25 protein-coding genes are annotated in these 19,478 nt (G+C 44.9%); 22 read left to right on the forward strand and 3 right to left on the reverse strand.

Features of this window, described 5'->3' with window-relative positions; translation table 11 throughout:
- The first annotated feature begins 12 nt into the window (after positions 1 to 12).
- From gcvT to gcvPB, 3 genes are read left to right on the forward strand one after another with little or no spacing between them, the layout of a single operon-like run.
- Entirely contained in the window at positions 13 to 1,101 is a 1,089-nt protein-coding gene (gene gcvT, locus CVV77_RS00630; protein WP_100274402.1) for a glycine cleavage system aminomethyltransferase GcvT, read from the forward strand.
- Between the two features lie 29 nt (positions 1,102 to 1,130).
- Positions 1,131 to 2,477 carry an aminomethyl-transferring glycine dehydrogenase subunit GcvPA gene (gene gcvPA, locus CVV77_RS00635; RefSeq protein ID WP_100274403.1) on the forward strand — a complete coding sequence of 449 codons (1,347 nt, stop codon included), beginning with the start codon at positions 1,131 to 1,133 and terminating at the stop codon, positions 2,475 to 2,477.
- Positions 2,470 to 3,936, forward strand: coding sequence for an aminomethyl-transferring glycine dehydrogenase subunit GcvPB (gene gcvPB, locus CVV77_RS00640; protein ID WP_100274404.1), 1,467 nt, complete (start codon positions 2,470 to 2,472; stop codon positions 3,934 to 3,936). Before gcvPA ends, gcvPB begins: the two co-directional genes overlap by 8 nt.
- A 37-nt stretch (positions 3,937 to 3,973) precedes the next feature.
- Here gcvPB and CVV77_RS00645 read toward each other — a convergent pair whose 3' ends face one another.
- Positions 3,974 to 4,351, reverse strand: a complete 378-nt coding sequence (locus CVV77_RS00645; RefSeq protein ID WP_003236926.1) for a rhodanese-like domain-containing protein — start codon at positions 4,349 to 4,351, stop codon at positions 3,974 to 3,976.
- Between the two features lie 190 nt (positions 4,352 to 4,541).
- Between CVV77_RS00645 and lipM the strand changes: the two genes are divergently transcribed.
- From lipM to CVV77_RS00660, 3 genes are all read left to right on the forward strand, one after another.
- Complete coding sequence (gene lipM, locus CVV77_RS00650; RefSeq protein ID WP_100274405.1) at positions 4,542 to 5,378, forward strand: octanoyltransferase LipM; 837 nt, start codon at positions 4,542 to 4,544, stop codon at positions 5,376 to 5,378.
- Positions 5,379 to 5,477: 99 nt separating this feature from the next.
- Complete coding sequence (gene mntR, locus CVV77_RS00655; RefSeq protein WP_003236923.1) at positions 5,478 to 5,906, forward strand: transcriptional regulator MntR; 429 nt, start codon at positions 5,478 to 5,480, stop codon at positions 5,904 to 5,906.
- Between the two features lie 124 nt (positions 5,907 to 6,030).
- Positions 6,031 to 6,906, forward strand: coding sequence for a patatin-like phospholipase family protein (locus CVV77_RS00660; RefSeq protein ID WP_003236918.1), 876 nt, complete (start codon positions 6,031 to 6,033; stop codon positions 6,904 to 6,906).
- Here the strand turns inward: CVV77_RS00660 and CVV77_RS00665 are convergent.
- Positions 6,903 to 7,298, reverse strand: a complete 396-nt coding sequence (locus CVV77_RS00665) for an SA1362 family protein (RefSeq protein ID WP_003226367.1) — start codon at positions 7,296 to 7,298, stop codon at positions 6,903 to 6,905. The two genes, CVV77_RS00660 and CVV77_RS00665, sit on opposite strands and share 4 nt — an antisense overlap.
- A 39-nt stretch (positions 7,299 to 7,337) precedes the next feature.
- Positions 7,338 to 8,294 (reverse strand): DUF1385 domain-containing protein, encoded by a 957-nt coding sequence (locus tag CVV77_RS00670; RefSeq protein ID WP_100274406.1) that lies wholly within the window; start codon positions 8,292 to 8,294, stop codon positions 7,338 to 7,340.
- 225 nt (positions 8,295 to 8,519) lie between these two features.
- On the opposite strand from CVV77_RS00670, the gene CVV77_RS00675 reads away from it, so the two are divergent.
- The 16 genes from CVV77_RS00675 to yqhY all read left to right on the forward strand — a co-directional run bounded on the left by CVV77_RS00675 (position 8,520) and on the right by yqhY (position 19,427).
- On the forward strand, positions 8,520 to 9,056 hold the full coding sequence (locus tag CVV77_RS00675) for a YqhR family membrane protein (protein ID WP_080010833.1): 537 nt from the start codon (positions 8,520 to 8,522) through the stop codon (positions 9,054 to 9,056).
- 87 nt (positions 9,057 to 9,143) lie between these two features.
- Entirely contained in the window at positions 9,144 to 9,584 is a 441-nt protein-coding gene (aroQ, locus tag CVV77_RS00680) for a type II 3-dehydroquinate dehydratase (RefSeq protein WP_100274407.1), read from the forward strand.
- A 2-nt stretch (positions 9,585 to 9,586) separates the two neighbouring features.
- Positions 9,587 to 10,648, forward strand: coding sequence for an aminopeptidase PapA (gene papA, locus CVV77_RS00685; protein WP_019258873.1), 1,062 nt, complete (start codon positions 9,587 to 9,589; stop codon positions 10,646 to 10,648).
- 24 nt (positions 10,649 to 10,672) lie between these two features.
- Positions 10,673 to 11,230, forward strand: a complete 558-nt coding sequence (efp, locus tag CVV77_RS00690; RefSeq protein WP_024715090.1) for an elongation factor P — start codon at positions 10,673 to 10,675, stop codon at positions 11,228 to 11,230.
- 143 nt (positions 11,231 to 11,373) lie between these two features.
- Positions 11,374 to 11,655, forward strand: coding sequence for a YqhV family protein (locus CVV77_RS00695; RefSeq protein WP_003226379.1), 282 nt, complete (start codon positions 11,374 to 11,376; stop codon positions 11,653 to 11,655).
- Positions 11,656 to 11,730: 75 nt separating this feature from the next.
- Positions 11,731 to 12,654 carry a stage III sporulation protein AA gene (gene spoIIIAA, locus CVV77_RS00700; protein ID WP_100274408.1) on the forward strand — a complete coding sequence of 308 codons (924 nt, stop codon included), beginning with the start codon at positions 11,731 to 11,733 and terminating at the stop codon, positions 12,652 to 12,654.
- Positions 12,648 to 13,163, forward strand: coding sequence for a stage III sporulation protein SpoIIIAB (gene spoIIIAB, locus CVV77_RS00705; RefSeq protein WP_019258870.1), 516 nt, complete (start codon positions 12,648 to 12,650; stop codon positions 13,161 to 13,163). The genes spoIIIAA and spoIIIAB overlap by 7 nt, the downstream gene beginning before the upstream one ends.
- Before the next feature lie 22 nt (positions 13,164 to 13,185).
- Positions 13,186 to 13,392, forward strand: coding sequence for a stage III sporulation protein AC (spoIIIAC, locus tag CVV77_RS00710; RefSeq protein WP_003153142.1), 207 nt, complete (start codon positions 13,186 to 13,188; stop codon positions 13,390 to 13,392).
- 6 nt (positions 13,393 to 13,398) lie between these two features.
- On the forward strand, positions 13,399 to 13,800 hold the full coding sequence (gene spoIIIAD / locus CVV77_RS00715) for a stage III sporulation protein AD (protein WP_003230228.1): 402 nt from the start codon (positions 13,399 to 13,401) through the stop codon (positions 13,798 to 13,800).
- Positions 13,801 to 13,818: 18 nt separating this feature from the next.
- The gene (gene spoIIIAE / locus CVV77_RS00720) at positions 13,819 to 15,018 is read left to right on the forward strand and encodes a stage III sporulation protein AE (RefSeq protein ID WP_003236902.1); all 1,200 of its coding nucleotides are present in this window, start codon (positions 13,819 to 13,821) and stop codon (positions 15,016 to 15,018) included.
- 13 nt (positions 15,019 to 15,031) lie between these two features.
- Positions 15,032 to 15,652 (forward strand): stage III sporulation protein AF, encoded by a 621-nt coding sequence (spoIIIAF, locus tag CVV77_RS00725; protein WP_100274409.1) that lies wholly within the window; start codon positions 15,032 to 15,034, stop codon positions 15,650 to 15,652.
- Positions 15,645 to 16,334 carry a stage III sporulation protein AG gene (gene spoIIIAG / locus CVV77_RS00730; protein WP_019258869.1) on the forward strand — a complete coding sequence of 230 codons (690 nt, stop codon included), beginning with the start codon at positions 15,645 to 15,647 and terminating at the stop codon, positions 16,332 to 16,334. The genes spoIIIAF and spoIIIAG overlap by 8 nt, the downstream gene beginning before the upstream one ends.
- Positions 16,335 to 16,997 (forward strand): stage III sporulation ratchet engulfment protein SpoIIIAH, encoded by a 663-nt coding sequence (gene spoIIIAH, locus CVV77_RS00735; protein WP_100274410.1) that lies wholly within the window; start codon positions 16,335 to 16,337, stop codon positions 16,995 to 16,997. It begins immediately after the preceding gene.
- A 155-nt stretch (positions 16,998 to 17,152) separates the two neighbouring features.
- Entirely contained in the window at positions 17,153 to 17,635 is a 483-nt protein-coding gene (gene accB / locus CVV77_RS00740; protein WP_003236898.1) for an acetyl-CoA carboxylase biotin carboxyl carrier protein, read from the forward strand.
- 11 nt (positions 17,636 to 17,646) lie between these two features.
- Positions 17,647 to 18,999 carry an acetyl-CoA carboxylase biotin carboxylase subunit gene (accC, locus tag CVV77_RS00745; protein WP_003236897.1) on the forward strand — a complete coding sequence of 451 codons (1,353 nt, stop codon included), beginning with the start codon at positions 17,647 to 17,649 and terminating at the stop codon, positions 18,997 to 18,999.
- Between the two features lie 20 nt (positions 19,000 to 19,019).
- Positions 19,020 to 19,427 (forward strand): fatty acid biosynthesis protein YqhY, encoded by a 408-nt coding sequence (gene yqhY, locus CVV77_RS00750; protein ID WP_003236896.1) that lies wholly within the window; start codon positions 19,020 to 19,022, stop codon positions 19,425 to 19,427.
- The last annotated feature ends 51 nt before the right edge of the window (positions 19,428 to 19,478 follow it).

The following is a 19,478-nucleotide window of genomic DNA, read 5'->3' on the forward strand; positions in this document are numbered from 1 at the left end:
GGGAGGAATTTGATGCTGAAAAGAACGCCGTTATTTGACCTGTATAAGGAATATGGAGGAAAAACGATTGATTTCGGAGGCTGGGAGCTTCCTGTTCAATTCTCTTCTATAAAAAAGGAACACGAGGCTGTTCGAACTGCAGCCGGGCTCTTTGATGTATCCCATATGGGAGAAATTGAAGTGTCAGGAAGCGACAGTCTGTCTTTTTTGCAAAGGCTGATGACAAATGATGTTTCCGCGTTGACACCAGGACGTGCGCAATATACAGCGATGTGCTATCCGGATGGCGGAACCGTCGATGATTTGCTTGTCTATCAAAAAGGAGAGAACCGCTATCTGTTAGTCATTAATGCTTCTAATATAGATAAAGACCTGGCTTGGATGAAAGAACATGCGACAGGTGATGTGCAGATTGACAATCAGTCAGATCAAATTGCGCTCCTGGCTGTGCAGGGGCCGAAAGCAGAAGCAATCATAAAAAAACTGGCAGCTTCAGATGTGTCTGCATTAAAGCCGTTTGCGTTTATTGATGAAGCTGATATCAGCGGCTGCAGAGCACTCATTTCGCGCACCGGCTATACGGGTGAAGACGGATTTGAAATTTACTGCCGTGCGCATGATGCCGTATATTTGTGGAAGCAAATTATTGATGCGGGTGAGGAATACGGACTGATTCCATGCGGTCTTGGCGCACGTGATACGCTCCGGTTTGAAGCGAAACTCCCGCTTTACGGCCAGGAGCTGACCCGGGATATTACACCGATTGAAGCAGGTATTGGCTTTGCCGTAAAACACAAAAAAGAGTCTGACTTTTTCGGTAAGTCTGTATTGAGTGAACAGAAAGAAAACGGAGCAAAGCGAAAGCTTGTCGGTCTCGAAATGATCGAAAAAGGGATACCGCGGCACGGATATGAAGTATTCCAACATGGCAAGTCCGTCGGAAAGGTCACAACCGGCACGCAGTCACCGACATTAGGGAAAAACGTCGGCCTTGCCCTAGTTGCTGCGGAAGCGAGTGAAATCGGGACTGTTGTAGAGGTGGAGATTCGCAAAAAATTAGTGAAAGCAAAGGTTGTCAAAACACCATTTTATAAACGCTAATATTTTTTCTTGGGGAGAGGAGTCAACACATGAAGCACCGTTATTTGCCCGCAACAGAAAAGGATAAACAGGAAATGCTTGCCACTATCGGCGTAAGCGGCATTGATGAATTATTTGCTGATATACCGGAAAACGTCAGATATCAAAAAGAGTATCAAATCAAAAAAGCGAAATCAGAAACGGAATTAACAAGAGAACTGGCAAAGCTGGCCTCTAAAAATCGTGATACCGTACAACACGCGTCTTTCTTAGGAGCGGGTGTATATGACCACTATCAGCCTGTTATTGTGGATCATGTCATTTCGCGCTCTGAGTTTTATACGGCGTATACGCCTTATCAGCCGGAAATCTCACAAGGGGAGCTACAGGCCATTTTCGAATTCCAAACGATGATCTGTGAACTGACAGGAATGGATATCGCCAACTCCTCTATGTATGATGGTGGAACAGCCTTGGCGGAAGCGGCAATGCTTGCTTCCGGCCATACGAAAAAGAAAAAAATTGTTGTGTCCAAAACTGTGCATCCTGAATCAAGAGAAGTGCTGAAAACGTACGCAAAAGGTCAGTATATTGAAGTCGTTGAAGTCCCCGCTGCAGATGGAATTACCGATCTTGATGCTTTGCGCCAAACCGTTTGCGAGGACACAGCCGCAGTGATCGTTCAGTACCCTAATTTTTTTGGCCGGGTTGAGCCGTTAAAGGATATTGAGCCTATCGCTCATCAAGGGAAATCCATGTTTATTGTGTCAGCCAATCCGCTTGCGTTAGGTCTCCTCACTCCGCCGGGCGAGTTTCAGTCTGATATCGTCGTCGGCGATGCGCAGCCTTTCGGCATTCCTTCAGCATACGGCGGCCCGCATTGCGGCTTTTTTGCGGTCACCAAAAAATTAATGAGAAAGGTGCCGGGCCGTCTCGTCGGACAAACGGAAGATGAAAACGGAAAAAGAGGCTTTGTGCTTACTTTGCAAGCCAGGGAGCAGCATATCCGCCGGGATAAAGCGACATCAAATATATGCTCGAACCAAGCTTTAAATGCGCTGGCAGCTTCTGTCGCCATGACAGCTCTCGGGAAAAACGGCGTAAAAGAAATCGCCCGCCAAAATCTCCTAAAAGCCAATTATGCAAAGCAAGAAGCAAAAAAAGCGGGCCTCACCGTCATGTTTGACGGACCGATGTTTAATGAATTTGTCATCAAACTGGATGAGCCGGTAAAAGCAGTGAATCGGCGTTTGCTGGCAAAAGGCATCATCGGCGGATATGATCTTGGGCTGACGTATCCGGAGCTGGACTGTCATATGCTGATTGCTGTAACGGAGCTGAGAACAAAAGAAGAAATTGACGCACTCATTCAGGAATTGGGGGATCGCCATGAGTAATCAGGATCAGGCACTTATTTTTGAGCTTTCCAGAGAAGGCCGTATCGGCTACAGTCTGCCGGAGCTCGATGTACCGGAAATCGAATTGGAGAACCTCTTGTCAGACACCTATATTCGTGACGAGGATGCAGAGCTGCCAGAGGTGTCCGAGCTGGATATCATGCGCCATTATACAGCGCTGTCTAAACGTAATCACGGAGTGGATTCCGGCTTTTACCCGCTCGGTTCTTGCACAATGAAATACAATCCGAAAATAAATGAAAAAATTGCGCGAATTCCCGGTTTTGCTGCGATTCATCCTCTTCAGGATGAAGACACGGTTCAAGGCGCTTTAGAGCTTTTATATGATTTAAGCAAGCACCTTGAGGAAATTACGGGAATGGATGAGGTTACGCTTCAGCCCGCTGCCGGGGCGCATGGCGAGTGGACGGGGCTGATGATGATCCGCGCCTATCATGAAGCGCGCGGGGATTTCAAACGGACGAAGGTCATTGTACCTGATTCCGCGCACGGTACGAACCCTGCTTCAGCGACAGTAGCAGGCTTTGAAACAGTAACGGTGAAATCGAATGAAAAGGGGCTCGTCGATCTGGAGGATTTAAAAAGAGCAGTGAATGAAGAAACGGCGGCTCTTATGCTGACGAATCCGAACACGCTCGGCTTGTTTGAGGAACAGATTACCGAGATGGCGGAAATTGTTCACCAAGCGGGGGGGAAACTGTACTATGACGGCGCTAATTTAAATGCCGTTTTAAGCAAAGCACGACCGGGAGATATGGGTTTTGACGTGGTGCACCTCAACTTGCATAAAACTTTCACTGGCCCTCATGGCGGCGGAGGCCCCGGATCAGGCCCTGTAGGCGTAAAAAAAGATCTGATTCCTTATTTGCCAAAACCAGTTTTAATCCAAAAAGAAGGACGCTTTACGTTTGATTATGATCGCCCTCATGCGATCGGCCGCGTGAAGCCGTATTACGGCAACTTCGGCATCAATGTCAGAGCGTATACGTATATCCGCTCTATGGGGCCTGACGGGTTAAAGGCTGTTACTGAGAACGCAGTGTTAAACGCCAACTATATGATGAGAAAGCTCGCGCCTTATTACGATCTTCCGTTTGACCGTCATTGCAAGCATGAATTTGTATTGTCAGGGAAGCGCCAGAAAAAGCTGGGAGTGCGTACGCTTGATATAGCAAAACGGCTGCTCGATTTTGGATATCATCCGCCTACGATTTATTTCCCGCTTAATGTTGAAGAATGCATCATGATCGAGCCGACAGAGACGGAATCCAAGGAAACACTGGATGCGTTTATTGACGCTATGATTCAAATCGCGAGAGAAGCGGAGGAGAATCCGGAGCTCGTCCAAGAGGCGCCGCATACGACGATTGTAAAAAGAATGGATGAAACAAAAGCGGCGAGACACCCGGTGCTCAGGTACGAGGCGGAAGAGAGGTAAAAAAAACAGCTGTCTATACGACAGCTGTTTTTCTTTATTACTTCGCTTTAATCTTTCCGCCCCATTTTTTAAAGCCGCCCTTTAGGTTGTAAATCTCAGTGCAGCCGTTTTTGCGCAGAGTTTGTGCCGCGCGTCCGCTGCGGACACTGTTTTGGCAGTACAGATAGACAGGCTTGTCCGGACGGATTTCATTTTTTCTCTGTTTCAGCTGGGAAAGCGGGATGTTGCGGGCACCTAAAATATGTCCGCCCTCAAACTCATTCGGTTCACGAACGTCAATGAGCTGCGCTTTTCGGTAACCTGCGCGGAACTCTTCTTCCGTAAGTGTTTTCATAATTCGCTGCTGATAGACATATGAAGCAATCATATAGACGAGAAACGCAGCAAAAATAATTAAGACGATCATATTAGACAATGTGATTCTACTCCTTTAGCATATAAAATCAAAACCCTGCTTCATAAAACAAGGCCATAGAGCCGTTTTCGACAAATACTATTATAGTAAAGCACGGCGCGATTGTCATCCATAATGGAACTAAAATATTTTTCATTTTCCCTGCAGTTTGATAAACTGATTCTATTAAAACGGTAAGGAAGGTCTCAAAATGGAAAAAGAAACTTGGCGGTTTATAGACTCAGGCAATGCAAGTCCTGCATTCAATATGGCGCTTGATGAAGCGCTTTTATATTGGCACAGCGAAAAGAAAATTCCTCCGGTTATCCGTTTTTACGGTTGGAATCCGGCGACTCTTTCTGTAGGCTATTTTCAAAATATTAAAAAGGAAATCAATTTTGAAGCAGTACATAAGTATAATCTCGGATTTGTCAGACGCCCTACCGGCGGGAGAGGTGTGCTGCACGATCAGGAATTGACATACAGCGTGATTGTTTCGGAAGAGCACCCCGAAATGCCGGCGACTGTTACTGAGGCATACCGGATCATTTCAGAAGGCATACTCCAAGGCTTTAGAAATCTCGGACTGGACGCATACTTTGCCATCCCGAGAACCGAAAAAGAAAAAGAAAGCTTAAAAAATCCGCGGTCATCCGTTTGTTTTGACGCGCCTTCGTGGTATGAGCTGGTGGTCGAGGGACGCAAGGTGGCGGGAAGCGCGCAAACGAGACAAAAAGGCGTGATTCTTCAGCATGGTTCCATTCTGCTTGATTTGGATGAGGACAAGCTGTTCGATCTGTTCTTGTATCCGAGTGAAAGAGTCAGAGAGCGGATGCAGCGCAATTTCAAAAATAAAGCGGTTGCCATTAATGAACTCACCGATAAGCGGGTGACGATGGATGAGGCCCGTAAAGCCTTTAAAGAAGGATTTGAAACTGGTCTTAACATTCATTTAGAGCCGTACGAACTAACTCAGGAAGAGCTTGATTTTGTTCATCATTTGGCAGAAACAAAATATGCTTCAGATGAATGGAATTATAAGCGGTAAAAAGGGCTTTTGGCCTGCGGAGCATCCTTGTTTTTTCAAGTTCATTAGTGTAAACTTGTAATGGTTTATAAAGTTAAGGTGCTTTTTGGGAGGGTTTCGATGACAACACCAAGTATGGAAGATTATATTGAACAGATTTATATGCTGATTGAAGAAAAAGGATATGCACGGGTTTCCGATATCGCGGAAGCATTGGCAGTCCATCCCTCCTCTGTAACGAAAATGGTTCAAAAACTAGATAAAGACGAATATTTAATTTATGAAAAATATCGCGGTCTCGTGTTAACGTCTAAAGGGAAAAAAATAGGCAAACGGCTGGTATACAGACATGAATTGCTTGAGCAGTTTTTAAGAATCATTGGTGTTGATGAAGAGAAAATATATAACGATGTCGAAGGAATCGAACATCATTTAAGCTGGAACAGCATTGATCGCATCGGGGATCTTGTTCAATATTTTGAAGAAGATGATGCTCGTAAAAAAGATCTGAAATCAATCCAAAAGAAAACAGAACATCATAATCAGTAAAAAGGCGGCCTCGAAGGAGGCCGTCTTTTTTGATGCGTCGGGCTGCGTGTCATTCGTTGGTCTATTTCTTCACGTGTTTTCTTAAAATGATAGTAAACGATCGGATCGAGGGGGAGGGAATGAGATGTATATTGACGGTGTGTTTTCCGGCGGAGGAGTAAAAGGCATTGCGCTTGCAGGCGCTTATGAAGCGCTTGAGGAAAAAGGCTTCCGCTTTAAAAGGCTTGCGGGTACAAGCGCGGGCGCAATTATTGCCGCTTTCATTGCGTCAGGTTACACCAGTAAGGAAATCCACGCTTTAATTGAAGAAGTGGATGGAGAGAAATTGCTGGACCAGCGGTACTCATTTCTCCCCTTAAAAATGCTCCAGTGGGTGTCCATCTACTGGCGTCTTGGCTTATACAAAGGCGACACGATAGAAAAATGGATTGCTGACCTGTTAAGAGCGAAAGGCATAAGGGTTTTCGGTGATTTGCAGAAAGGGTCTCTGCGCCTTATCGCTTCTGATCTGACAAACGGCACCATGATTGTTTTGCCGGACGATTTGGTCCGTTACGGGTTAAATCCCGATATGTTTCCGGTTGCCAGGGCGGTGAGAATGAGCTGCAGCATTCCGTATTTCTTTGAACCGATAAAATTAAAAACGGACACAGGCACTGCCACGGTGGTTGACGGAGGCGTGTTAAGTAATTTTCCAATATGGCTGTTTTCAAAGGAAAGAAAACGCCCTGTGATCGGTGTGACGCTTGCGCCGCGTGAAAGGGAGCGCCCGAAAAAAAATATCCGCAACGCTTTCGAACTGTTTGGCGCCCTATTTGAAACGATGAAGGATGCACATGACGCAAGGCATATTGCGTCACGCTATGAACAAAACATCATTTTTCTGCCGGTTGATGACGTAATGGCAACTGATTTTCAATTAACACAACAAAAAAAACTAGCCCTGATAGAGCTAGGTAAAAGACGGACAGAGCTGTTTTTAAAACAATGGACCTATTAAAAAAGCGCTCTGTTTTTCTTTTTATTTTTTTTCCCTTCTATAACAGTCAGCTGAGTCTGGCTTTTTTTCTTGAGAATCATCGGCTTAGGCTTGCTGGCGCTCGGAACGCTTCGCAGGTGGCTCACACGTCCCTTATGTCCGGCGCGATGCTTTGCTTTTTGTTCTTTCATCCGGCGCCGCGACTGTTTCGCCGCTTTTTTGAAGGCTGCTCCTTCGCTGCCCGCATTTCGATTCATTACATATTTCACAATAAAATAAATAATGATACCTGCCACGATGACGGTTACCGCCATTTTTGCCATTTCTCCGGGATTGGTTACCAGCACATAAAGGAAACCGAACGCTCCCAGCGCGATTAATACAGCAATAATAGGTTGTACACGATGATTCATAACTGTCCACCTCCGAAAGTAATAGCAGGGCAACGGATTTTAGATGACGTTGTGAGAAGGCTTCTGATTTTGTTCAGACATTTCTTCGAGTCTGAGAAGCTCGTTAAAGCTTTCGATGGCAACTTGAACCTGGTCATCCTTAGGTTCTTTTGTTGTTAACAGCTGAAGCCAGAGGCCCGGGTATCCAAGAAATTTCAGTCCGGGAATATCACGCACTTTGTTCGTCAGCTGGAGAACTTCAAAGGATATGCCGAGTACGACTGGTATTAGCGCGACACGATCTATAACACGCAGCCAAAGCGGATCTGTCGGAACGAGCAAATAGACAAACATGCCGACAATAATCGTAAATAATATAAAGCTTGATCCGCAGCGGTAATGAAGCCGAGATTGGTTTTGAACATTCTGCACTGTAATTGGCAAATTCTGTTCATAACAGTTTATGACTTTATGTTCGGCTCCATGATATTGAAACACTCTTTTAATGAGCGGTGTCATGGACAAAAAATAAATATAGCCGAGCAGCAAAATCAACTTAAACAGGCTTTCAACCGCGATTTGCGCTATGTCCGATGAAAAAATCGGCCTTGTCAGTTCAGCTAAGAAAACAGGAACCAATGTAAATACGAATTTACTGAACAAAAATGATAAGACGCCGATTACCGCGAGGCTGAGATACATAGACAGACCGGAGGATTTTTTTTCTTCCTGCTCAAGTGTCTCGTCTTCCGATGGATCGAGCCCGTAACGTTCGCTTGAAAAATTCAAATGCTTGGTGCCGTTTGCGCTCGCTTCAATAATGGCCGCGATTCCTCGTAAAAACGGTATCTTTTTTACGATGTTCAGTTTCGGATTGTATTTGCGGGGAAGCTTAAAAAAGTCAATGCTCCCATCCGTTCTTCTGATCGCCGTAACGTAATGATGCTTTCCGCCAAACATAACGCCTTCCACAACTGCCTGCCCGCCGTAAGCGGGCGGAATTTTATGTTTTGACATATTATCAACCTGCCTATTTCTTTAGGATTGCTAACCATTTCCTTTCACTCTATTGTACAGGAAACAGCGCTAAACCTCTAGATTGACAGGCTGAAAAGTTGCCATAGCCTTGCTTTTTCTTCATGCATTATACCCGTTATTTTCAAATTTTACTCGCAGCTGCCAAAAAGTGTGAGCTTTTTTATTGACATTTCATTTTTTGGGCACACTTTAACTGGAGGTGCCATGATGACAAGCGAAAAAAATACAGAACAAAATCAAGAATCGACTGAGAAGCAAGGACCGCCTGTTCCGATGGCCGGCAGGGTGGCGGCAACAGGTTTTTGCGGCGGCGTGTTATGGAGTTTTATCGCTTATATTGCGTATTTGTTTCATTTTTCCGAAGTCAGTCCGAATATGATTTTGCAGCCGTTTGTGCTCGGAGAGTGGAAAAAACATGGACTTGGAACCATAATCAGCATTATTTTGATCGGAATTATTTCAATTGGCGCAGCATTTCTTTATTTTCTTCTATTGAAACGTTTAAAAACAATGTGGCCGGGTATTTTATACGGCTTGCTGCTTTGGCTACTCGTGTTTTTTGTTTTTAATCCGATTTTTCCTGATGTGCGCGCGGTGACCGAACTGAAACCAGATACAATTATTACAACCATTTGCATCTATTTGCTTTACGGGCTGTTTGTCGGTTATTCCATTTCATTTGAATACAATGAGCTGAATTCGGAAAAGCTGGCACGTGCGCTGGGAACGCATAGAGAATAGTGTATTATCTATTTCCAGTATGATAAAATGTTCACGAGAAGTGAACATTTTTTACATGAGAAACCCTCGCGAAAAGGAGAGATTCATGTGCCTCATTTTTTGATTTTGAACGGGCCGAATGTCAATCGGCTGGGGAAGTGTGAGCCGGAGGTATTCGGCCGCCGGACACTGACTGATATCGAAACAGACCTTTTTCATTTTGCTGAAGCCTTACATATCCAACTCACTTTCTTCCAGTCTAACCACGAAGGTGATTTGATAGATGCGATACATGAGGCTGAGGAGCAATACGACGGGATTGTTCTAAACCCTGGCGCCTTGAGCCATTACAGCTATGCGATCAGGGATGCTGTTTCAAGCATTAATCTTCCAGTGATTGAGGTGCATTTATCAAATTTATACGCCAGGGAGGAATTCAGGCATCAGTCGGTCATCGCTCCGGTTGCGAAAGGGCAGATTGTCGGTCTTGGATCTGAAGGCTACAAGCTTGCTCTCCGCTACTTAATAAGCCAGCAAGGGGGAGAATAGAGATGAAGCTAGAGAAGTTAAGAAACCTGTTTGGACAGCTGGGGATTGACGGAATGCTGATTACAAGCAGCACAAATGTACGCTATATGACAGGATTTACAGGTTCAGCTGGCCTGGCTGTTATATCAGGTGACAGGGCAGCGTTTATTACCGATTTTCGTTATACAGAGCAGGCGAAGGTTCAGGTAAAGGGCTTTGAGATCATTGAACATGGCGGCAGCTTGATTCAGACTACAGCCGACACGGTTGAAGCGTTCGGCATCAAGCGTCTCGGCTTTGAGCAGAACAGCATGACATACGGCACATATGCATCATACAGCGCGGTTATCAGTGAGGCTGAATTAGTGCCTGTGGCTGAATCTGTAGAAAAGTTGCGCTTGATTAAGTCTAGTGAAGAGATTAAGATATTAGAGGAAGCTGCGAAGATTGCAGATGATGCCTTCAAACATATCTTGACGTTTATGAAACCCGGCATTTCTGAAATAGCTGTTGCCAATGAGCTGGAGTTTTATATGAGAAGCCAGGGAGCTGATAGCTCTTCTTTTGATATGATTGTCGCCTCGGGCCTTCGGTCAAGCCTTCCGCACGGTGTGGCCAGTGACAAGCTGATTGAAAGCGGAGACCTTGTTACACTTGATTTTGGCGCTTATTATAAAGGATACTGTTCTGATATTACCCGTACGGTCGCTGTCGGTCAGCCCAGTGATCGATTGAAGGAGATTTATCAGGTCGTATTTGATGCTCAGGCACTCGGCGTCGCACATATTAAGCCGGGCATGACAGGAAAAGAGGCTGACGCCCTCACAAGGGATCACATTGCTGCAAAAGGCTACGGTGAATATTTCGGCCATTCAACCGGGCACGGGCTCGGTATGGAAGTTCATGAATCGCCGGGATTGTCCGTCAGATCTTCAGCTATCCTTGAACCGGGCATGGTGGTCACAGTGGAGCCGGGCATTTACATACCAGAAACAGGCGGTGTCCGCATAGAAGATGACATCGTGATTACAGAAAACGGCAACCGGACAATCACCCATTCCCCAAAAGAACTTATTATTTTGTGATTGGAATATAGGAGGACATTAAACATGATTTCAGTTAACGATTTCCGTACAGGATTAACAATCGAAGTAGACGGCGGCATTTGGCGCGTCGTTGACTTCCAGCACGTAAAACCTGGTAAAGGCGCGGCGTTTGTCCGCTCTAAACTCCGCAACCTTCGTACGGGCGCGATTCAGGAAAAAACTTTCCGCGCTGGTGAAAAAGTAGCAAAAGCGCAAATCGAAACAAAAACAATGCAATACCTATATGCAAACGGAGATCAGCACGTATTTATGGATACTTCTTCTTATGAGCAGCTTGAACTGGGCGCGGCTCAAATCGAAGAGGAATTAAAATACCTGCTTGAAAACATGTCTGTGCATATCATGATGTACCAAGATGAAACGCTCGGTATCGAACTTCCAAACACAGTTGAGCTGAAAGTTGTTGAGACTGAACCTGGTATTAAAGGTGATACAGCGTCAGGCGGTACAAAACCTGCGAAAACTGAAACCGGCCTTGTTGTCAATGTGCCGTTTTTTGTGAATGAAGGCGACACACTTGTTGTCAATACATCAGACGGTTCTTACGTTTCAAGAGCGTAGAAAGAAATAAGAAGTCTGTTCCCGAATGGGAGCAGGCTTTTTTTTTGCCCAAAAACAGAATCTTTCTTTTATACGAAAATGACAAGACTACTTCTGCAAGCTAGAGCATATCATATAAAAAAATGGGAGGTTGGGAGAATGCTATGAAATTTTTACTTGGAAATATCAATTCTACTGTTTTAACAATGGCCGGATTGCGAGTTTTATCCTCAATGATTGAGCTGACGGCAGCGATTATCATGCTTGTGACAAATGATGTCCGGAAGGCGGTTGTGGTTAACAGCATTCTCGCTATTGTCGGTCCGCTGATATTTATCATTACCATGACTGTCGGAATCTATCAAATTGCCGGGCAGCTGTCGTATGCAAAGCTGATACTGATTTTTACGGGTGTTGTTTTGATTTTAGCGGGTGTTCATAAATAAAGAGAGGCTTGTCATAAAGTCTGCCTCACATCATACATTTTAAAGAAGCCAATCGGTAGAAAGGAGGAGGCTCTGTTGAATGAAATCGCTGAGGTTCTCCCTGAATCCATGAAAAACGCCCTTTCTGAAATACCGGAACATCAATGGCTGGAAATCGAAGAAGTCAGAATTCGGGTCAACCGCCCTGTTGAATTAATTCGAAAAGGACAACCTGTTTTTTTGTCCTATACGGGCACGGCCGAGGATGCCCATCTGATCCTTAGCCGGCTCAGCAACTATAGTATGTATACGCTCGAAGAAGAGCTGAAGAAAGGGTATGTCACGATCAGAGGCGGCCACAGAGTCGGACTGGCAGGCAGAGTCATTACGGAAAACGGAGGTGTGAAAGGCCTCCGTGACATCACATCTTTTAATATACGAATTGCCCGGCAAAAGCTGGGGATTGCGGAGCCGCTGCTTCCATACTTGTATCAAGACAGCTGGCTGAATACGCTGATTATCGGTCCGCCGCAAACCGGCAAAACAACACTTCTCCGGGATCTTGCGAGACTCTCGAGCACTGGCAAAAATCTCATGTTGCCCGTAAAGACAGGAATCGTCGATGAACGATCAGAAATTGCCGGGTGCCTGCGCGGCATTCCGCAGCACCAATTTGGACAGAGGATTGACGTATTAGACGCCTGTCCAAAGGCTGAGGGTCTGATGATGATGATTCGATCGATGAGCCCTGAGGTGATCATTGTCGATGAAATCGGGCGCGTGGAAGATACAGATGCACTTCTTGAGGCCTTGCATGCCGGTGTTTCAGTAATCGTCTCGGCGCATGGCTGGAGCATATCCGACCTGATGAAGCGGCCTTCATTGAAGCGTTTGTGGGAAGAAAGAGCCTTTGACCGCTATTTGGAATTATCGAGAGCGAAGGGGCCGGGCACAGTAAGCCGGATTTATGATGAAGACGGAAATGTGCTGTCTGGGACGATGGGCGTGAAGACATGCTGAAGCTGCTGGGCGCTGTATTCATTGTGGTAGCGACAACATGGACAGGTTTTGAGATGGCGAAGATTTATACAGAACGTCCGCGGCAAATCCGCCAGCTGCGTGCGGCGCTCCAATCTCTCGAGGCAGAAATCATGTACGGCCATACACCGCTTCATACCGCTTCACAGCAGATTGCCAAGCAGCTGGCACAGCCTGTTTCGGCTCTTTTTATCACGTTCAGTGATCAGCTGAACAAGGGCAGTGATTCCGCGAAAACGGCGTGGGAGCAAAGCTTAAAGAAAGTGTGGGACAGCATGTCTTTGAAAAAAAGCGAATATGAAGTGCTGAAGCAATTTGGTGAGACGCTCGGGATTCATGATCGAATCTCGCAGCAAAAGCACATCAAGCTGGCGCTGACACACTTGGAAGCCTCTGAAGCGGATGCTGAGCAGGCACAAGCAAAAAATGAAAAGATGATAAAAAGTTTGGGCTTTTTAGCGGGCTTGTTACTCATTCTTCTATTGATGTAAACGTGAGGGGAGCAAAAATAAAATGGGAGTAGACGTGAATGTCATATTTCAAATCGCCGGAGTGGGAATCGTGGTCGCTTTTTTACACACGATTTTGGATCAGATGGGCAAAAAAGAATATGCCCAGTGGGTGACGCTGTTAGGTTTTATCTATATTTTATTTATGGTCGCCACGATCGTAGATGACCTTTTTAAAAAGATAAAAGCTGTGTTTTTATTCCAAGGATAGGGGGGCTTGCAGATTGACATTGTTCAAATTGTAGGTTTAGGGCTGATCGCCACCTTCCTTTCTTTGATAGTAAAAGAACAAAAGCCGACTTTTGCGTTTTTAATCGTCGTGTTTGCCGGCTGTGCCATTTTTCTTTATTTAGTAGATCAAATCTACGACATTATTCGAATGATAGAAAAAATCGCGATTAATGCAAACGTCAACATGGTTTATGTTGAAACCATTTTAAAGATTATCGGAATCGCCTATATTGCTGAATTCGGGGCGCAGCTCACCAAGGATGCCGGTCAAGGGGCCATCGCCTCGAAAATAGAATTGGCGGGGAAAATTTTAATTCTCGTTATGGCTGTGCCTATTTTAACAGTCATTATCGAAACGATTCTCGGACTTATACCTTCTATGTCATAACCGAAAGGAGGCGGTAGATTGAAGCGTTTTCAATGGGCTTTGCTTCTGGCCGTGCTGCTCATAGCAGGCCGTGCAGAAATGGTACAAGCAGCCGGTGACGCCGAACAAACGGAAGACCATGCTGAAACGGCTGAACAATTAGCGGAAAGGACAGCGGACTCGCTTGAAACAGACAAGATCGGTGAATTTTGGAATGACATTATGACAGAGTACGGCGGACTGCTGCCGGAAAGCCAAAAAGGCAGCTTAATGGAGTTTATCAACGGCGATAAATCATTTTCACCGCAAGAATGGCTGAAAGCTCTTTTTTCTTATTTATTTCATGAAGTGCTTGCCAACGGAAAACTGCTGGGCACATTGATTTTGCTCACGATATTTTGCGTCATCCTGCAGCTTCTGCAAAATGCGTTTCAGCAAAGCACCGTCAGCAAAGTCGCTTACTCAATTGTGTACATGGTGTTGATTATCCTTGCGCTAAACAGTTTTCATGTGGCAATCAATTATGCGACAGAGGCCATTCAGACGATGACCAGCTTTATATTGGCGCTCATTCCGCTCCTCTTGGCGCTTTTGGCTTCCTCAGGCGGAGCTGTATCTGCAGCCTTCTTTCATCCTGTTATCCTCTTTCTGATGAATACAAGCGGTCTCTTGATTCAGAATATTGTCATGCCGCTGATTTTCTTATCAGCGATTCTGAGCATTGTCAGTACAATGACCGAACAATACAAAGTAACGCAGCTGGCCAACCTGCTTAGAAATATCGCCATCGGCGCACTGGCCGTCTTTCTCACCATCTTTCTCGGCGTCATCTCTGTTCAGGGAGCCTCAGCTGCAGTGACAGACGGCATTACGCTCAGGACGGCAAAATTTATAACCGGAAACTTTATTCCTGTGCTTGGCCGGATGTTTACAGACGCGACAGATACAGTGATCAGTGCTTCCTTATTGCTAAAAAATACAGTAGGGATTCTCGGTGTCGCTATTTTGATCTGTATTGCGGCCTTTCCGGCAATCAAAGTGCTTTCCCTCGCTTTTATTTATAAGCTGGCAGCCGCGATTCTTCAGCCGCTTGGAGGCGGGCCCGTCATTACTTGCCTCGATGTCATCAGCAAAAGCGTCATTTATATTTTTGCAGCTCTCGCCATTGTATCTCTCATGTTTTTTTTAAGCCTTACCGTCATAATCACAGCCGGAAACCTCACGATGATGATGAAATAAAGGAGGCTGGCGGATGAGTTTTTTAACTGAATGGCTGACCACCATTGTGTTGTTTATCCTATTTGCAATTGTAATTGATATGCTGCTGCCGAGCTCCAGCATGCAAAAGTACGCAAAAATGGTAGTCAGCCTGCTCTTGATTGTCGTCATGCTCACCCCGATTTTTAAGCTTTTCAACACAGACCCTGCAGTCATCTTTGAATACCTCACAAAAAACGGGCAGTCAGAGTCTGCCGACATAAAAAATCAAATCAATTCAAAAAAAATAGAAATACAAGCTTCCCAGCGCGCATATATTTTAGAAGAAATGGCTGTCCAACTAAAAAAGAAAGCGGAGGAGAGATTCAGTCATGATGAATACAAAGTAGACAACATCAAACTCACGGCAGGAGAAAAGGTAGATTCAGAAGAGGATATTAAAACAATCAGCGTGTATATGGCCCCGTCTTCTGAAAAAACGGTCCAAACGGTCGCGCCGGTCAACATTGATACAGATCATGCATACGTAACGAAAGAAGCAGCCGAACAAAAAGAAGCCAAACAGATCCAGTCACAGCTTGCGGACATTTGGGAAATCGGAAGTGAGAAAATTATGGTTCATATGGAAGGCGGGGAGAGTGTCGGCAATGAATAAAAACGGATTATGGAATGTATTGAAAAAGCAGTTTCTTCCGGGGCAAACGAAGGACGGTGAAAAGCCGAAGCTGACCAAATATCATTACTTTCTGTTCGTTTTTGTTCTCGGAGTTTCCTTTATGCTTGTCAGCCAGCTGTTTTCTTCACCTGAGAAAACAGAAAACGCCAAAACGATAACGGCAGTACCATCACAAGATACCAAAGACAGCAAAGAGAAAACAGCCGAAGTATTTAAAGCCTCAAAATCTGATGAACCTAAAGACTCGATCGATGATTATGAAAAAGAATACGAAAATCAGCTGAAAGAAATTCTTGAAACGATCATAGGTGTGGACGATGTCTCTGTTGTCGTGAATGTTGATGCAACGTCGCTGAAAGTATACGAAAAAAACAAATCAAACAAAAATACAACCACTGAAGAAACAGACAAAGAAGGCGGAACAAGAAGCGTTACAGACCAGACGTCAGAAGAAGAAATTGTCATGATCAAAAACGGCGATAAGGAAACGCCCGTCGTCGTCCAAACGAAAAAGCCTGATATACGCGGTGTACTCGTTGTTGCTCAAGGAGTGGACAACGTTCAAATAAAACAAACCATTATTGAAGCGGTGACACGGGTCCTGGATGTACCAAGCCACCGGGTTGCGGTTGCCCCTAAAAAAATAAAGGAGGATTCATAAATGCTTAAAAAACAAACCGTTTGGCTATTAACAATGCTCAGTCTTGTCGTGGTGTTAAGCGTCTACTATATCATGTCGCCGGAAAGTAAAAATGCCGTGCAAATTCAAAGTGAAAAAAGCGCGTCTGACAGCGGAGAAGTTGCAACTGAAAAAGCGCCTGCCAAGCAAGACACGAAGGAAAAAAACGGTACAGAAACTGAAACAGAAACGGAAAAAGAAGATGGAACAAAGGGCACGAAAGATTCATCTGGAGACAAGGAAACATCAGCTGAAGCCAGTGAAAAAGGAACTGTTGTAACTGAAACAGCTGATGATGATCTGTTTACGACGTACCGTCTTGATTTAGAAGATGCCAGAAGCAAAGAAAGAGAAGAGCTGAATGCCATTGTGTCAAGCGATGATGCAACAGCAAAGGAAAAGAGCGAAGCATATGATAAAATGACGGCTCTCAGTGAAGTAGAAGGAACAGAAAAACAGCTGGAAACCCTTATTAAAACACAAGGCTACGAAGACGCGCTCGTCAATGCTGAAGGAGATAAAATCAACATTACTGTCAAATCAGACAAACACTCCAAATCGAAGGCGACAGCCATCATAGACCTTGTGGCAAAAGAAATCAAAACAATGAAAGATGTCGCTGTCACATTTGAGCCATCCAAGTGAAAAAGAGGAAAATCACGCCCGCTTAAGCAGCGGGCTTTTTGCGTGCCAATCATATAAGAGTTGAATTCAAAAGTCCGCTCCTGTAAGATAAACATAGTATGTACTTTTAGTAGTAACCTATAAAAAAGAAATTTCATACATAGGAGTGCGATTGAATGTTAAATATTAAAGAAATCCACGAGCTGATTAAAGCAATTGACGAGTCTACAATTGACGAATTCGTATATGAAAATGAAGGTGTATCCTTAAAACTGAAAAAACATGAAGCAGGCACTGTTCAAGTGATGCAGCAGGCGCCGGCAGCACCTGTACAAGCTCAGGCTCCGCAGGCAGTTCAGCCGCAAGCGCAGCAAGCAGCGCCGGCACCTGCCCAAGAAGCACCGAAGCAAGATGAAAATCTGCATAAAATCACTTCGCCAATGGTAGGAACGTTTTATGCATCTTCATCACCGGAAGCGGGCCCTTATGTAACGGCTGGTTCAAAAGTAAATGAAAACACAGTTGTCTGCATTGTAGAAGCAATGAAGCTATTCAACGAAATCGAAGCGGAAGTAAAAGGTGAAATCGTTGAAGTATTAGTAGAAAACGGCCAGCTGGTCGAATACGGACAACCTCTATTTCTTGTAAAAGCAGAGTAAGGAGACTTAACATGATTAAAAAGCTATTGATCGCCAACCGAGGAGAAATTGCTGTCAGAATCATCAGAGCCTGCAAAGAGCTCGGAATTGAGACTGTCGCTGTTTATTCAGAAGCTGATAAAGATGCCCTTCATGTTCAAATGGCCGATGAAGCTTTTTGTATCGGACCGAAAGCATCAAAAGACAGCTACTTAAACGTTACAAATATAGTGAGTGTTGCAAAGCTGACAGGCACGGACGCTATTCATCCGGGATATGGATTTTTAGCTGAGAATGCTGATTTTGCGGAATTATGTGAAGAAGTTAACGTCACGTTTGTCGGCCCGAGCGCTGACGCCATTTCAAAAATGGGAACAAAAGATGTTGCGCGGGAAACGATGAAACAGGCCGGCGTGCCGATCGTACCGGGTTCACAAGGAATTATAGAAAATGTGGAAGAAGCGGTTTCGCTTGCTAATGAAATTGGGTATCCTGTAATTATAAAAGCCACCGCAGGCGGAGGCGGAAAAGGAATCAGGGTTGCCCGCACCGAAGAGGAATTGGTCAAAGGCATTAAGATTACACAGCAGGAAGCTGCAACAGCATTCGGAAATCCAGGTGTTTACATCGAAAAATACATAGAAGATTTTCGTCATGTTGAGATCCAAGTGCTTGCCGATAACTACGGAAATACGATCCATTTGGGCGAACGCGACTGCTCGATTCAAAGACGCCTGCAAAAGCTTTTGGAAGAAACGCCATCACCGGCGCTTGATTCAGAAATCAGGGAGCAGATGGGAGATGCAGCGGTTAAGGCTGCAACAGCAGTTGGCTATACAGGCGCGGGAACTGTTGAATTTATTTATGACTACAAAGAACAACGCTACTACTTCATGGAAATGAACACGAGAATCCAGGTAGAGCACCCAGTCACAGAAATGGTAACGGGAACAGACCTGATTAAGGAACAGATCAAAGTTGCATCAGGAATGGAACTGAGCCTCAAGCAGGAAGATGTCGAATTTGAAGGCTGGGCTATCGAATGCCGAATCAACGCAGAAAACCCAAGTAAAAATTTCATGCCGTCACCTGGTGAAATTAAAATGTACCTGCCTCCTGGCGGTCTTGGTGTCCGTGTAGATTCAGCTGCGTATCCGGGCTATTCCATCCCTCCGTACTATGACAGCATGATTGCAAAAGTGATCACATACGGAAAAACGAGAGATGAAGCGATTGCCCGAATGAAGCGCGCATTGAGCGAATTCGTGATCGAAGGCATTGAGACAACAATCCCGTTCCATTTAAAACTGCTTGAACACGAAACATTTGTTAGCGGAGAGTTTAATACGAAATTTTTAGAAACATATGATGTAATGGGCTCATAATTTTTACGGAGGTGAATTGAATGAAAGACAACAGCTTGCTTAAAATGGATCAAGAAGATACGCATTTAGGTAAGGTTGAGATTGCACCGGAAGTCATTGAGGTCATTGCCGGCATAGCAGCTTCAGAAGTTGACGGTGTTGCCGAAATGCGCGGAAACTTTGCGACAGGCGTCGTCGAGCGCTTCGGTAAAGTGAATCATGGCAAAGGTGTCAAAGTCGACCTGGCGGATGACGGAATTACGATCGATGTATACTGCGTTGTTACATTCGGCGTTTCGATTCCGAAAGTTGCAGCGTCCGTTCAGGAAAACATTCGTCAAACCTTATTAAATATGACGTCTCTTTCGATTAATGAGATCAATATTCACATCGTCGGCATTCAATTTGACACAAAAGCCCAGGAAGTCCAAATCGACGAAGAAATGTAAATGGCTTAACAAAAAACCAAGGGGAGGGCGGCCCTTTGGTTTTTTTACACG

This window comes from Bacillus sp. SN1 (assembly GCF_002796895.1).
GTDB lineage: Bacteria > Bacillota > Bacilli > Bacillales > Bacillaceae > Bacillus > Bacillus inaquosorum.

Excerpts from the sequence above, each read along its gene's own strand:
- CVV77_RS00665 (WP_003226367.1), bottom strand. The coding sequence starts at position 7,298 with ATGAATCATCGTGTACAACCTATTATTGCTGTATTAATCGCGCTGGGA.
- spoIIIAC (WP_003153142.1), top strand. The coding sequence starts at position 13,186 with ATGGGAGTAGACGTGAATGTCATATTTCAAATCGCCGGAGTGGGAATC.
- CVV77_RS00675 (WP_080010833.1), top strand. The coding sequence starts at position 8,520 with ATGATGACAAGCGAAAAAAATACAGAACAAAATCAAGAATCGACTGAG.
- accB (WP_003236898.1), top strand. The coding sequence starts at position 17,153 with ATGTTAAATATTAAAGAAATCCACGAGCTGATTAAAGCAATTGACGAG.
- CVV77_RS00660 (WP_003236918.1), top strand. The coding sequence starts at position 6,031 with ATGTATATTGACGGTGTGTTTTCCGGCGGAGGAGTAAAAGGCATTGCG.
- spoIIIAF (WP_100274409.1), top strand. The coding sequence starts at position 15,032 with ATGAGTTTTTTAACTGAATGGCTGACCACCATTGTGTTGTTTATCCTA.
- spoIIIAG (WP_019258869.1), top strand. The coding sequence starts at position 15,645 with ATGAATAAAAACGGATTATGGAATGTATTGAAAAAGCAGTTTCTTCCG.
- spoIIIAH (WP_100274410.1), top strand. The coding sequence starts at position 16,335 with ATGCTTAAAAAACAAACCGTTTGGCTATTAACAATGCTCAGTCTTGTC.
- yqhY (WP_003236896.1), top strand. The coding sequence starts at position 19,020 with ATGAAAGACAACAGCTTGCTTAAAATGGATCAAGAAGATACGCATTTA.
- spoIIIAB (WP_019258870.1), top strand. The coding sequence starts at position 12,648 with ATGCTGAAGCTGCTGGGCGCTGTATTCATTGTGGTAGCGACAACATGG.
- CVV77_RS00670 (WP_100274406.1), bottom strand. The coding sequence starts at position 8,294 with ATGTCAAAACATAAAATTCCGCCCGCTTACGGCGGGCAGGCAGTTGTG.
- gcvT (WP_100274402.1), top strand. The coding sequence starts at position 13 with ATGCTGAAAAGAACGCCGTTATTTGACCTGTATAAGGAATATGGAGGA.
- accC (WP_003236897.1), top strand. The coding sequence starts at position 17,647 with ATGATTAAAAAGCTATTGATCGCCAACCGAGGAGAAATTGCTGTCAGA.
- efp (WP_024715090.1), top strand. The coding sequence starts at position 10,673 with ATGATTTCAGTTAACGATTTCCGTACAGGATTAACAATCGAAGTAGAC.
- mntR (WP_003236923.1), top strand. The coding sequence starts at position 5,478 with ATGACAACACCAAGTATGGAAGATTATATTGAACAGATTTATATGCTG.
- lipM (WP_100274405.1), top strand. The coding sequence starts at position 4,542 with ATGGAAAAAGAAACTTGGCGGTTTATAGACTCAGGCAATGCAAGTCCT.
- papA (WP_019258873.1), top strand. The coding sequence starts at position 9,587 with ATGAAGCTAGAGAAGTTAAGAAACCTGTTTGGACAGCTGGGGATTGAC.
- gcvPB (WP_100274404.1), top strand. The coding sequence starts at position 2,470 with ATGAGTAATCAGGATCAGGCACTTATTTTTGAGCTTTCCAGAGAAGGC.
- gcvPA (WP_100274403.1), top strand. The coding sequence starts at position 1,131 with ATGAAGCACCGTTATTTGCCCGCAACAGAAAAGGATAAACAGGAAATG.
- CVV77_RS00695 (WP_003226379.1), top strand. The coding sequence starts at position 11,374 with ATGAAATTTTTACTTGGAAATATCAATTCTACTGTTTTAACAATGGCC.